The organism is Deltaproteobacteria bacterium, assembly GCA_016930875.1.
Lineage (GTDB): Bacteria > Desulfobacterota > Desulfobacteria > Desulfobacterales.
Map to the genome: position 1 here is coordinate 23552 of JAFGFW010000184.1, position 12459 is coordinate 36010.

Here is a 12459-nt window from a genome sequence, read left to right on the forward strand (position 1 = left end):
TGAACGGACCCCTTTCATTCATCAAAGATTTGCCTTCGATCCAGGTCAAGCCGGTACCGAGTGACCAATTTGCGAATATGGAAGAGGCGCTCATGTCGTCCGATGCCATATCCGTATCGACAACAGCCGAGACTTTGCAGGCATGACCCTGTGCAAGGGATGAAAAAAAGAAAAACAATTCCGCACTACTTGAGATTTGCCTCGTGGCGCTTCATAGCCGCCTCATAGGGCTTGCCCTCCAGGAAGCGGCCAACCAACAACAGACCCATGAATCTTTCCTTTTCTTTAGATAGGCTTTCCCCCATATCAGCTACGGTTCCGCGCGGCTATAGATTGAGAAGGCCAAAGGCCTGTCGTCAAAACAACCAGGAATGCTATAAATAAAAAAATCCGCCCCTTTTGTTTCATGGTGTGTTCTCCTTCTTGCGGTATTCGGCCACGAGATGCACGCCGGTCATGACACAATTGCTATTTCACCTCAAAGGTCAGGGTGGCACAGTAATAGTACTCGTCACATTCCGCCAGGTCGGGGTAGGGGAGCTTATAGGGGACCTTCGCCAGCCAAGCGCCTTTCTTAACAAGCTTGATCTTGGCTTCTCCGTCTTTGTTCGTCATGGTTGAGAAGGCATAGGTCTCACTTTGATCCGAAAACCCAACGTAGGTAGCGTAAAGGTACTCACGGGAAAGGGGTTTCCCTTGGAAAAGGACTTTGACCGGCAGAAGGTCGCCTTCTTTCAGCCTGCCGGGATTCTCCAAGAGTACGATCTCAAGGAGATCGTCCGCCTCCTGGCTCACGCCCTGCCTTTGTCCACCGGCACAAATCACCGTTTTTGCCCTCATGTCATAGCTGACGCACTTGAGTGCATTGTCCAATCCCTTTTTGTTTTGCCGTTTGTACCCGTCCGTGGTCTTGGTATAGACGCCGGAATTGATCTGGGCAAAGATAGGGTATACGCCCTTTTGCTTGACCGTAAGTTCATATTTGCTCATGGATACCTGCTTGAGGTCCACCGTATGCCCTGAGGGATCCAAGGCATAAACGCGTTTCAGGATCCCTTCTTTGTTAAGTTCTTCTTTTGGAAAATGATGGCCCCAGTTGATTTCTATCTGAACAGTGTCGCCTATATCAGGGTGATAGTTGTCCGCAAGGAGCCACAGCATATGGCCCCATGCGCTGGAAGCCGCTGAAACCATGATTAGAAAGCATAGAGCAGTAAACATTTTTTTCATATCCCATCCCCTTTCGAGTGCCAATAAGTAATTCAATATCGCTTTGATAACAATCTAAGTAAAAACCGCAGAAGCCGTCTTTTAAAAGCCAAGAATTGAATTTCTTTCGGCGTCCCACCACACGTGGCGCCTCCGTCTTGCTGCGGGCATCCGTTCACTGTGACATATGTTTGACCATTCCCCGTTGCGGTTGTCCCGCAAGGCATCGGCCAACGATGATCATGCCCAACCAATTTTCCTTTTCGGCCTTGATATCCTCCAAGATGGTATCCAGGGCGCCTTTGACCACCTTCTCCTTTTCCGGGTACCCGGCATTATACACCACCGCAACGGGAAGATCGGAAGGGTAGTACTTCTTGAGCCTGGCTATCAGGGTGTCTGCATGCCTAAGGGCCATATAAAAAGCCATCGTGACGGGATATTTGGAAAGATCCTTCAATATGGCTTCATCCTCAGGCTTTCCGAACAGAAACATGGGCGCGGTGAGCATGACAAAACGGGTATCATAGGCGGGAATGGAAGATTTCTTCAACGCCGCCATGGAGGCCTGAAAGCAACCCAGGCCCGGAATGATCTCCACCTCATCCTCTCTGAGCCCTTCTATGACCCTGTGTGAGGGGCCGAAAACACAGGGGTCGCCGCTATCCAGGAGGGCCACGGTCTTCCCCTGGGCCACTTCATGTCTGATTCTGGCGGCCGTCTCATCCCAGAACCGGATTCTTTCCTCCACATATTGCTTTTTTTCTTCGGGCCCCAATTTTTCGCGGTCCTGCCAACTATGCTTAAACTTGCCCCGCCAGGGGTTGCCGAGGAGGTTTTTCCCCTTCAAATACGTGGAAAACCGTTCCAAGGTATCATTGGAGCCGAAGATGACGTCGGCCTTTTGTATACATTCTATGGCCTTGCCCGTGGCATGCTCCGGCCCTGCCGGACCCGTGCCGATGACGTAACACTTGCCTCGGCTCCCGTGTTCCGGGTGGGCAAGGGCATTTGTAATGGGAAAAAGCAACAGGGCAAAAAGCGTCAAGGCGCACAGGTTCCCTGTGGCGACAACATTATTTCGGGCTATCATTCTTAATCTCCTTCCAGCTCTAGAGCCCAATCTCCCCCCTGAGCCCTCCCCCCCCGCCGCAGCGTCGGGGGAGGGGAAGGTGAGGGTCAGGGCAGAATTTCAGCAATCCAATGCACACGGCAACCTGACCCATGTAGCAGGTTCCCTGCGTGTTTACGGCCTAGAAATTCAGTGTTGCATTCATGCCGGCGGTCACCCCGGGCATGTCATAACCGTAATGCAACTGATAATCCTGGTCGGTGACATTATTTACGTAACCCTTCAACGTGAACTCGCAATCATGAGGCATCTTGAAGGTGTGCTGGGCGCCCACATCGACAATAATCACGTCATTCATAGTGACGTCCTCTTGGCTGTAACGCTCCCCTATGTACTTGGCGTTGAGGTTCACCACCCCGTTTTCCCAGAGCTTGTAGTCCAAGCCCATGGTTACCTTGTGACGCGGCTGATTTTGTAACAGGTAAGAGGTGTTCTCTGTATCCATGGGGTGATTGTCGGCATTCCAGTCCTGGTAGGTGTAGGCCAGATAGCCGCTCAGATCCTGCCTGAAACTCCTAGTCAGTTCCAGCTCGACACCGTACACAAGCATGTCGATGTTATATACCAGGCTTGACGTGGCGGTTTCGTTGTAGTTGTGTTGCTGGTAGTCGCTGATGTCCGTGTAATAAAAAGCCGTCCTGAATTTTGTGTCCTTCAGGATTTCCTTGACGCCGCCTATTTCATAGGTCCAAGAAGTCTCTGTTTTAAACTCAGAGTTTGCCGTTGCGTATGCTGCGTCGGACCCGGCCCGGGCCCATCTCCAGAGATCTCAGATTCAGGGCATACGCATTTCACGGCTGATGGAGGCATAGAGGGACAAGCTGTCGTCCCATACGTAGTCCAGCCGGGCCTTTGGACACCATTCCCGTTCAACCCTCCGGTCCGGATTTCTGGTAATGAATTCATAGGAATCGGACGCGAATTCATACCAGCGGGTTCCAAAGGTCAACGACATGGCATCGGTGAAGGACCACACGTCTTGAACGAAAAGGGCCGTGATGGCATAATAATCTTTATTGTCGGGGGTTCCCTGATTCCGGTAGTCCCCTCCCAGGGAAAAAGAATGATTTGGAACGAGGCTGAAATCCAGATAATCCAGGGCGATGCCCCCTGTATATTCCTCCTTGTAGTTGGAACTGTCCGTTCCGTTTGCATTGTGCATGTATCTGTCCCGTTTGGACAACTGCTTGTAAATTTGCCCCCGCAATTGTCCCATGGGAAGAGGCTGTTCCACAAGTAGGCTCTGGTCGTTTACGGTTTTCTCCCACTGGTTTTTCCCACCGTCGTAGCCCGAAGCTTCGTAGTCGTGGCTGAACTTGTCCACATCGGAACGCACAATCGGGTAGCTCGGGTCATAGTTTGAATTCGCATCATCGGGATCATTGATCACCGCATATCCGGTGACCGTATCCACATGGTCGATCCCGTAGGTCATTGTCCCGCCCGTGGGAAGATAGAGGGAGAAACGGCCGTTTACGTTGTCCGTGTTGTAGTCATTGCCCCGCAAGTACCCGTCGCCTTCCCTGTGGGCCGCGGCAATGGAGTAGCCGATGGCATTCAAGGCGCCGCCGCTGGCACCGGCACTGTAGCTTTGGCCCCCATAAGGGCCGAATCCCATTTTCACGCTCCCGCTAGGTGTGGGGTCATCGGTCTTTTTGCCCTTTTTGGTGATAAGATTGACCGCCCCACCCATGGAAAACGGAAAAAGGAGCGAATGGCTCCCGCGCACGATCTCAATGGTCTCGATCATATCGGCGGGAAGGGTGGTCCAGTCCATCTTGAAATACCCATTGCTCCCGTGAAGCCTCAAGGGCCTGCCGTCCATAAATATCTGGTAGCGTGACTGGTCCATACCACGGATATAGACCCCTTCATTTTGTGCCGGCGTCACGGAAGAAAAGAGGACATTGATTCCAAGCGCGTCACCCAATATGTCCTGCACATTTTCCACCTTGCCGGCCTTTTGGTACTCATCCACATTTATGACGGTTACTTCCGGCGTCACCACCATGGATTCATCCTTCAATGGATGATCCCGGACAATGACCTTGTCAAGCCGATAGACTTTTTCGCCCTTCTCTGAATCCGTCTCCTGTGCGGAACTGAATGCCGTGACGGATAAGAGAAAGAGGATACCCATCAAGCCGGCAAGGCCGAACCTCAAAAACTTCATTGTCGCTCTCCTTTCTATACCGAGAAAAAATTGTCTGATCTGTTTTTCTCAGAGATTGGTCTCGGGGCGGGCAGCCGCCATATTTGAGGAGATGGCCTTGACGGCGGGAATGATTCGGAAGTATAAATGCCTGCGAAGCATTCCCTCCACCCGAGGGGGCTTCACGGGGAAGGCAGCTTGCTGCTTTTGCCGGTCGCGGCTGCCTTCCCCACCCTTTCCTGTCTCTGTTTTTCAATTGCCGTTTTTTTATCATCTCCTCGCTCACCTTGATTCGCACAAAAAAAGCCACGAGGACATCTCATCCGTTCTCGGATGACAGCCTTCGTGGCCGGAATTGCGTTCTTTGGTTCTAGATTGACTCCGGGCAGCTTCTACTGCCCTGTTTCAAGTTGTTTGTGTTTATTTAGGTAGAGGATTTTGTCACAACTGTCAACATCAAATAGCCCCCTATCCTTTTTACTTCCCTATCAGGTTGCGATAATCATTGAAAGGCCCTCCAGCAAAACAGACCGACCAACGCCGAATCGCCCATCCAGAAGTGATCGCCTCGGTGAACGAACTTTTTCCCGATCTCATCCCGCTCCCAGGTATCCGCTCGACGGCCTCTATTTGCGGACCAATGCTCCAAGGCTTCGTCCTGGCTGTTGTAGGCAAAAGCGCTTCCCACCTGCTCGACCCTGGCATATTCCATGTAGTAATTGCCGGATCGCACGGGAAGCCTTATCTCAGGGGAGAAAAACTCGGTGACGATCACCACCCGTTTTGGCCTTGCAGCAAATACTTTCGCCAGGGCAGGGACAAAACCTATCTGGGTGAGATGAAGGCTGTTGCAAGCCAAAACGAGGTCGTAGCCCCCCAAGGCTTTGCACGGAACCGCCTCCCATCTTCTCCTGTCAATATGCATGCCATGAGGGCGGTCTTTTTCGGCTTTTCTTCTCAGCAGATGCCTCATGGCCTTTTCCATGATTAACTCTGATTCGATAAGCAAGCCGGCAGACCGGCCAAACCGGCAAAGCCCACCCCCCTTCGCTCTAAGGAGCTCCCGCCTTCGCTGAAGCTACGGCGCGGCAAGACGGAGCGGTTCGCCTTCCGGCGAAGGCGAAAAAAAAGCCACGAATCCCACCTTCAGGTGGACAGCCTTCGTGGCCTACACGTTATGTCTATGGGTCTGGTTTTGGGGACCCTTCAGGGGTCCATTAAGACTTTGGTATGCAGCAAGTAATGTGCCAACCTAAGTTATAATCGATATGTGCTATCTTCTTAAAGGGTTAAGATGTGAAGAGGAAAAAACGCTAGGCAAAACTTTTCATAAAAAACATCCCAGTAAGAAAACAAATGCCCATTTTTGGCATCTTTTTAACCATATTGTTTCCAGTCGGCGCCATGCTGCCGTTCGCCGGTTTAATCCGCCGGAGGCGGACAAGGGGTTAATTCCCCGCCGCTTGCGGCGTCACAATGTTTTTGTAGATACCCCGTTGCTCTGCGGCGGGGTAGTTCATTAGAAACTAGGTGAGTTCAAAGACGATGGTGATTTCCAGGGGAATCTCCCCTTCAAAAAAACGTCGCGGGGGTTTGGAAAAGGGGACTGCGGCCTGCACGGCCTGCACGGCAGCCGCATCGAGGTCCTTGTTTCTCGAACGTTTTGTCACTTCTACTTCCCGCACGCCTCCTTCGGGCGTGATGATAAAACGTATGGTCACACGACCCTCAATGTATCTCACCCTGGCCAAGTCGGGATATTTCTTGTGTCTCTCTATCTTGAGCCTTACCATCTCGAGATAATTCCGGGCGGTCAGAAAACCTCCTCCGGTCTCCTCTAACAGTGCACCGGAGCTCCAATCAGCAACTTGAAGGCCCGGCGTGTCCGGTATGGCCGCAATGCCGATGGCTTCCATCAGACTTTCCGAAAAATTCTCTTCAGGCGGTTCCATTTTAATGGGTTTCAAGCGCGGTATCTGCCGCTGCGTCACGTTGAGTCTTTTGAATTCTTGAACCTGAGGCGCCTTGGGCCTGTAACGGGGCCTTGGGATATCCCTTGCCGCCGGCTTGGATATATCGTGCATGGTCAGTTCGATGTAGGTCAAGACGTTGGAGTTGTAGAGGCCCGCGACATGCAGGAAGATAATCGCGTGAATAGCCAGAGAAACGGCGATAAGACCGCAAAAGAGCCAATTTGGTTTGCTATTTTTTGTAGTCATTGGCCACAGACCCACACAGACGCACACGGACAAATCGGTCGCCGATGCGTCCACCGATTCATGTCAGGCCTTCCGGCCATATTCATGAGTTCCTTACGCCCTCCGTTACGAGGTAATCTCCCTAAAAACATGTCGAATTCCTTGACGATGATTTGAATTCCAGAAGCGGTAGCTCTTTCTGTGCGGGTCCGTGACTAAAAATCTTTTTCCGTTGCCAGGCACAGCCTTCCGGCCCCGGCGGCCTTGGCAATGTCCATGACCTTGACCGCCTTGTTCAGAATCACTTCCCGGTCCGCCCGAACCACGACCAGTTCATCTTGCCTGGAAGCGATCTTGTCCTTGATGCGATCAAAGAGCCTGGCTGGAGGAACCTCCTCGGCGCCGAGAAACGCTCGGCCTTGTCGGTCTACGTAGACCGTAATGACTTCCTCGGTCTGAGGCGCCGCGGCCTTGGCCTGAGGCAACTTGATCTTGATCCCTTCGTCTACTATGAAGTTGGTGGTAAGTAAAAAATAGATCAAAAGCAGAAAGACGATATCAATCAGCGATGTCAAAGGTACCTGGACCTGAAGGCGTTTTCTTCGTCTGGGATGGACAAGCATATAAACCCCCTTGAGCCGTCAATGTTTATGGGCATGGGTATGAGGATGCGTATGGGGCTCTCCGGTGTGGCCGTGTATCCGATTACCTACGGTTTTCAAGAACACCACAGTGCCGTCCTGAAGCTGGGTCTCGTATCGGTCCACACGAGATAACAAATAACTGTGCGCCACCATGGTGGGCAGGGCCACGGCAAGGCCCATGGCCGTGGTGAGCATGGCCTCCCATATGCCTCCGGCAAGGACTGCCGCATTCACTTTACCGCCCATCTCCTGGATGACCATGAAGGCCTTGATCATGCCCAACACGGTCCCCAGCAAACCGAGAAGCGGGGCGATATTCCCAATGGTTGCCAGGGCTTGGAGGTAGCGGGAAAGTTCCCGCGTTTCCTCTTCAGTGGCATGCACAATGACCGTTTCCAAGGTCTCCCGGTCCTGGTCTTTCACCTCTATGGCATGGGAAAGGACGCGCCCCATAGGGGAGTCGTCTGCGCTGGCCAGATCATAAGCCTTCTGATCTTCGCCGTGCTTGAGGTGCCTGGCCACGGTTTCAATCAATCCATAGCCCCGTATCTTGACCCGGCTCAGGCGTATGAGTCGTTCAAGAAAGATGGCAAGCGCTATCACAGAACAAAACAAAATGGGCGCCACGAGGACGCCCCCCTTTGCAAGAAAATCGAACATTTTTTCCTCCGAAAATTAAAGTTAGCCGGTTATGCCGGTTGGGCCCGTTGAGTCGGCTTAGCCTGGTCATCAGTCATTGGCCGCTGCTTATTCCTTTGATAGAGCTTTCAGCCTTCAGCGCTCAGGATTCAGGAAAATGGGTCCGACCTATTCCTATTAACTGTTCACTGTTCACCGATCACTCTTTCCCGCTTTCTCGCCTGCCATTTCCTCTATATCCGGCTCACCGTCAAAGTTCAGGTCCTTTGACCGCTTAAGCAGGGCCTCTGCCTTGTCGTATTCTTCCCAGAGGTCGGGCTTGCCGTCGCCGTTTGTATCTTCCTCCACGCTCCTAAGGCTTCCCTTGTAATAGCAATACCAGGTATCGATCTTGCCGTCCGTGTTGTTGTCTTTTTCCGCCCGGATCGCCTCTTCTGCGTCATTATAGAACCATGTGATGGTAAAACAACCGGCCCCCTCTTCGTCCTCTTCGCTCTTCGTGAGTTTTCCCTGTGTGCTGTAATGTTCTCTCAGGTCAAGTTTGCCGTCTGCGTTTTCGTCAATTTCTTTCAACCTCAAGATGTCCTCTTTGTAGCAATAACGCCCTTCCGGCCTCCCGTCTTGATCCGTATCCAGTTCCATGACCATGGACCACGGAGCCTGGTTAAACAACTGGGTAATCTCAAAACAACCGTCGCCGTCTTGGTCCCGGATGAGCCGCTGTTTGGTCCCCTTATTATAATAGACCTTGAGATCCACCTTCCCGTTTGCGTCATCGTCTCTTTCCGCCCGCAGCAGTTCACCGTTTCGGTAGTACTCCCAGGCATCGGTCTTGCCGTTGAAATCCGTGTCGCTTTCGATCCGTTCCTTTTCTCCCCCGGCATTGAAAAAAATCCTCACGTCCGCCTTTCCGTCTCTGTTGCTGTCCTGGATTTGCAGTGAAATTTTTCCTTCTTTGTAAAGCGTCACGGTCTCGTTATACCCATCTCCCTCGCCATCATGGATGACCTTTACGGGTACGCCGTCACGGCAAATCCTGATTCGATCAATACGCCCCGTGTGCCTGGTGTCCTCCTCCATTTTTTCTGCATACCCATTGTCATCAAAATGGATGAACACGTCTTTCTTTCCGTCGAAGTTGGTGTCCTTTTCCTGATAGGATAGGATGCCGTCCTTAAAACGGGTCAAGATATCGAAACGACCGTCGCTGTTCGCGTCCTTGTCCTGCTTAACCGGTTTCCCATCTTCAAACAGGGTGATGATCTCAAAGGCGCCGTTTTGGTCCAGGTCCTTACTTTGTTTGTAAATTTCTCCCTTGCGATAAAGACGCACGACCTCCATGTTGCCGTCTCCGTCCAGATCGTGGCGGCTCTCCTTGGGAAGACCGTCTTCGTCGTAAAAGGTGATCCTTTCGATCTTTCCGTTCCCGTCGTCATCAGTGCTTCTTTCAACAGGTTTGTCATCCCGAAAGATCTGCCGGACATTCACCTTGCCATCCCCGTCTGTATCCTTGGTGGAACGGAACAGTTTTCCGTCCTTTAAATAGTAAACCGAATCCAGTTTGCCGTCTGCCGTAGTGTCCCTTTGCATCTTCAAAGGACGCTCCTCAGAATCAAACTCAATGATTTGATCGAGAAGGCCGGTCTCAGTCGAGACCCGTTTGTGTTGTATCCTTTTTCCGTCTCGGAAATAATCCCACGCGTCCACCTTCCGGTCATCATTGGTGTCTCTTTCGACCCTTAAAACATGCTCACCCACATAATACTGGAACCGGTCCATGATCTCATCGGCATTGCTGTCGATCTCCAGCCTAATGAGTTTGCCCTTCTTGTCAAAGTGGGTTATTTGGTCAATCTTTCCGTCCTCATCGGTATCGCGCTCGACAATGTCCTCCTTGGCCAACGCCCATGGAGGCAGTGCCGGGACGACACAGGTGATCACAATCAGACAACAGATAAAGCAGATCATAGGAAATCCCCGACAACCACAAAAAAAGCCGGGTAGACATCACAGGCTTCTTGCCCGTCAGCCTTCCTGGCTTTCTGTTTCTGCTCTAAAAATTAGGTTGTGTGGAAACTAAGCTCTTTTATGAAAAGCGCACCTTCTGGATGCATTTATACTATAAAGCATGACAAATAGAAAAAGTGGTGTCAACCACTTAATGCTGCTCCATTTCTCCTGCTGCGGCTTGACATTTGCAAGCACGTTAATCAATTTTTAGTGAGCAAACATCATGCCAAGGAAGACAATTTTGACGATTCCTTTTATTGTCAAGTGGTTATACCTTGCTCCGCGAAAAACCGGTCCGCAAGAAGTGGTATTCCCGGTTATATATTGTGAAAAGAAATGCCCACTTTGAGTGTTTTCTGTGACATACATGCAACAGATAGGCTGCCAAGGCGACAGGCGCTTTTTTTCTGAGTCTGCACGATATTGACAGCCGCGTGCTATGGCTGCTAAGTTTATATTGATCACAAAAACCGGATCTTGTGGCCACCAGGGCAGTGTGGCCGCCTGAGTCCCGGTTGTGAAAGGCTCTGGCCGTGAAAGATCTAAAAAAACTCCTTGAATCGCATCCACTGGAGGCCTCTGCCGCTTGCCGGATTGATTGTGGCGGCACCCTTGACATCAAGACCTTTTACTATCCACTGAGTCACCTTTCTCCCTGCACTTTCAATGTGGGGTTAGGAATGAAGACCCGGGTACGACTCCTTCCTTACGAATCCGGCCTTGTGAAGGTCTCTTCAAAGGGTTTTCAAACCGAGGTGCACGAGGCCGACAGGGCCCCGTTTAATTCTCCTTTGGGTCTGATCTTTGCCGCGGCAGCCTATTTCAGGGTGGCAGGGATTCATATCCAGATCACATCCCAATCCCCGCCGCGAAGCGCACTGGGGGGTTCTTCCTCGGCGGTTGTAGCCTTGATAGCCGCGCTCTCTATGGCCTTGGATAATCGAGTGAGCCAGAGAAAAACCGTGCTTCTGGCCCATGCCATTGAGGAGGCGGTCGCGGGCGTGCCTTGCGGGATTCAGGACCAGCTTGCCGCAGCATACGGAGGCATCCATGCTTGGTATTGGCCGTCCGAGCCCTCCGAGCCCCCCTTTAAAGGGGTTGAGGTGTTGACCAAACGGGACTACAAGGCGTTTGAAAGCCGCCTTCTGATAGCCTATTCCGGTGTGCCTCACGAGTCCTGCAGTGTCAACAGCAAGTGGCTCCAGCAGTTTGTGCAGGGCGAGGAAAGGCACCTTTGGGCCGAGATTGTCAGCGCCACAAAGGCATTTATCAAGGCCTTGGGCGTGAAGGATTGGGCATCTGCTGTGAACGCCGTGAACAAGGAAGTCGAGATCAGGAGAAAAATGACCCCTGAGGTTTTCGACGAACTGGGGAAAACGCTGCTAAGTAGCGCCCTGTCCCATGGTTGCGGGGCAAGATTCACGGGCGCAGGAGGAGGAGGATGCATCTGGGCCTTGGGTGAGGCAGAAAATATTGAGAAGTTACGTTCAGCGTGGACTGACATATTGTCCCAGAGGGAAACCGCCAGGCTCCTGGAGGCAAGGGTTGATCCAAAGGGACTTGAGGTGACTTAGGTCTCGCACAAGAATAAGTTCGCATTTTCAGGAATCGAGGCGCACGCATGGCAAGGCGCGAGGAGGGCGAATAGCACAAGCTATTTAACCGACGAGCAAGGCTGCCAGACGGGATGGGTAGGCGCATCAAAACGTGAAGTTATTTTTGCGCGAGCCCTAAGTATTGACGGCGCTTATAATCATGGGGTATAGTAAATAAATTTTGCCAATCAGTTGTACACAGGAGGTCCATTATGTTTGGATTAGGCGTACCGGAAATCCTTATCATTGCACTGATCATCCTGCTTATCTTTGGGGCAAAGCGGCTTCCGAGCATCGGCAGCGGCCTTGGCCAGACAGTGAAGGAGATTAAAAATATCAAAAAGGAGATGAAGGACGACAAGGAATCAGTAAAGAAAAAACAGATCGAGGGAAATGAAGACTCGGCATCAGAAGGCAAATCTCTTGAAGGCAAGATAGTCGACTCACTTCAAAAGAAGGTCACTGACAAAGTTGTTGGACACGTTCCCGTCATAAGGCAGGCCAGGCAACTCAAAGACAAAGCCGACAAAATAAAAAAGCTGGTCAGTTGAGAAAAAAATCATCCGCAACGCCTTTTTCTGCATTCGATTGCAGGGATTACGGCCGAGGATGCCTCTGAGTGTTCCGGATATCCCCCTGCCCGTCAATGGCCAGTCGAATCCCTTTAACACCTGCCGCCTCCGCGATGCCGCCAGACCTAAATCACACCCTTATCGGGCCTCTGACCGCACAGGAAATCAACTAAACCCTAACGTTGCAAAAGTCGAGGATGCCGTAGCTCCAAGACGTCAAAGGTGAAGCTGTAGTAGTTTACCGCGAACCCTTGACAACGCAGGAGATGCGGTATCATCGGCTTTCCCGAAGGGTAAACAACATGGCA

10 protein-coding genes and 2 pseudogenes are annotated in these 12459 nt (G+C 51.7%); 2 read left to right on the forward strand and 10 right to left on the reverse strand.

The features are described from left to right. Positions 1-185: 185 nt before the first annotated feature. The 10 genes and pseudogenes from JW883_15535 to JW883_15580 all read right to left on the reverse strand — a co-directional run bounded on the left by JW883_15535 (position 186) and on the right by JW883_15580 (position 9942). A pseudogene (locus JW883_15535) lies at positions 186-323 on the reverse strand (tetrapyrrole methylase). Between the two features lie 145 nt (positions 324-468). After that, positions 469-1230 (reverse strand): DUF4198 domain-containing protein, encoded by a 762-nt coding sequence (locus JW883_15540; protein MBN1843678.1) that lies wholly within the window; start codon positions 1228-1230, stop codon positions 469-471. Between the two features lie 154 nt (positions 1231-1384). Continuing rightward, positions 1385-2302 (reverse strand): tetrapyrrole methylase, encoded by a 918-nt coding sequence (locus tag JW883_15545; protein MBN1843679.1) that lies wholly within the window; start codon positions 2300-2302, stop codon positions 1385-1387. Between the two features lie 160 nt (positions 2303-2462). After that, positions 2463-3080: pseudogene (locus JW883_15550) on the reverse strand (TonB-dependent receptor). A 36-nt stretch (positions 3081-3116) separates the two neighbouring features. Further along, positions 3117-4514: a TonB-dependent receptor gene (locus JW883_15555; GenBank protein ID MBN1843680.1), complete on the reverse strand. Its 1398-nt coding sequence runs from the start codon at positions 4512-4514 to the stop codon at positions 3117-3119. A 481-nt stretch (positions 4515-4995) separates the two neighbouring features. Continuing rightward, positions 4996-5478 (reverse strand): hypothetical protein, encoded by a 483-nt coding sequence (locus tag JW883_15560; protein ID MBN1843681.1) that lies wholly within the window; start codon positions 5476-5478, stop codon positions 4996-4998. 541 nt (positions 5479-6019) lie between these two features. Further along, positions 6020-6712 (reverse strand): energy transducer TonB, encoded by a 693-nt coding sequence (locus JW883_15565; protein ID MBN1843682.1) that lies wholly within the window; start codon positions 6710-6712, stop codon positions 6020-6022. A gap of 194 nt (positions 6713-6906) precedes the next feature. After that, entirely contained in the window at positions 6907-7314 is a 408-nt protein-coding gene (locus tag JW883_15570; protein ID MBN1843683.1) for a biopolymer transporter ExbD, read from the reverse strand. An 18-nt stretch (positions 7315-7332) separates the two neighbouring features. Continuing rightward, complete coding sequence (locus JW883_15575) at positions 7333-7995, reverse strand: MotA/TolQ/ExbB proton channel family protein (GenBank protein ID MBN1843684.1); 663 nt, start codon at positions 7993-7995, stop codon at positions 7333-7335. A 171-nt stretch (positions 7996-8166) separates the two neighbouring features. Further along, entirely contained in the window at positions 8167-9942 is a 1776-nt protein-coding gene (locus JW883_15580; protein MBN1843685.1) for a hypothetical protein, read from the reverse strand. A 569-nt stretch (positions 9943-10511) separates the two neighbouring features. Between JW883_15580 and JW883_15585 the strand changes: the two genes are divergently transcribed. After that, on the forward strand, positions 10512-11558 hold the full coding sequence (locus JW883_15585; GenBank protein ID MBN1843686.1) for a galactokinase: 1047 nt from the start codon (positions 10512-10514) through the stop codon (positions 11556-11558). Between the two features lie 233 nt (positions 11559-11791). Beyond that, positions 11792-12130: a twin-arginine translocase TatA/TatE family subunit gene (gene tatA, locus JW883_15590; protein MBN1843687.1), complete on the forward strand. Its 339-nt coding sequence runs from the start codon at positions 11792-11794 to the stop codon at positions 12128-12130. Positions 12131-12459: the final 329 nt, after the last annotated feature.

Excerpts from the sequence above, each read along its gene's own strand:
- JW883_15540 (MBN1843678.1), bottom strand. The coding sequence starts at position 1,230 with ATGAAAAAAATGTTTACTGCTCTATGCTTTCTAATCATGGTTTCAGCG.
- JW883_15545 (MBN1843679.1), bottom strand. The coding sequence starts at position 2,302 with ATGATAGCCCGAAATAATGTTGTCGCCACAGGGAACCTGTGCGCCTTG.
- JW883_15555 (MBN1843680.1), bottom strand. The coding sequence starts at position 4,514 with ATGAAGTTTTTGAGGTTCGGCCTTGCCGGCTTGATGGGTATCCTCTTT.
- JW883_15560 (MBN1843681.1), bottom strand. The coding sequence starts at position 5,478 with ATGGAAAAGGCCATGAGGCATCTGCTGAGAAGAAAAGCCGAAAAAGAC.
- JW883_15565 (MBN1843682.1), bottom strand. The coding sequence starts at position 6,712 with ATGACTACAAAAAATAGCAAACCAAATTGGCTCTTTTGCGGTCTTATC.
- JW883_15570 (MBN1843683.1), bottom strand. The coding sequence starts at position 7,314 with ATGCTTGTCCATCCCAGACGAAGAAAACGCCTTCAGGTCCAGGTACCT.
- JW883_15575 (MBN1843684.1), bottom strand. The coding sequence starts at position 7,995 with ATGTTCGATTTTCTTGCAAAGGGGGGCGTCCTCGTGGCGCCCATTTTG.
- JW883_15580 (MBN1843685.1), bottom strand. The coding sequence starts at position 9,942 with ATGATCTGCTTTATCTGTTGTCTGATTGTGATCACCTGTGTCGTCCCG.
- tatA (MBN1843687.1), top strand. The coding sequence starts at position 11,792 with ATGTTTGGATTAGGCGTACCGGAAATCCTTATCATTGCACTGATCATC.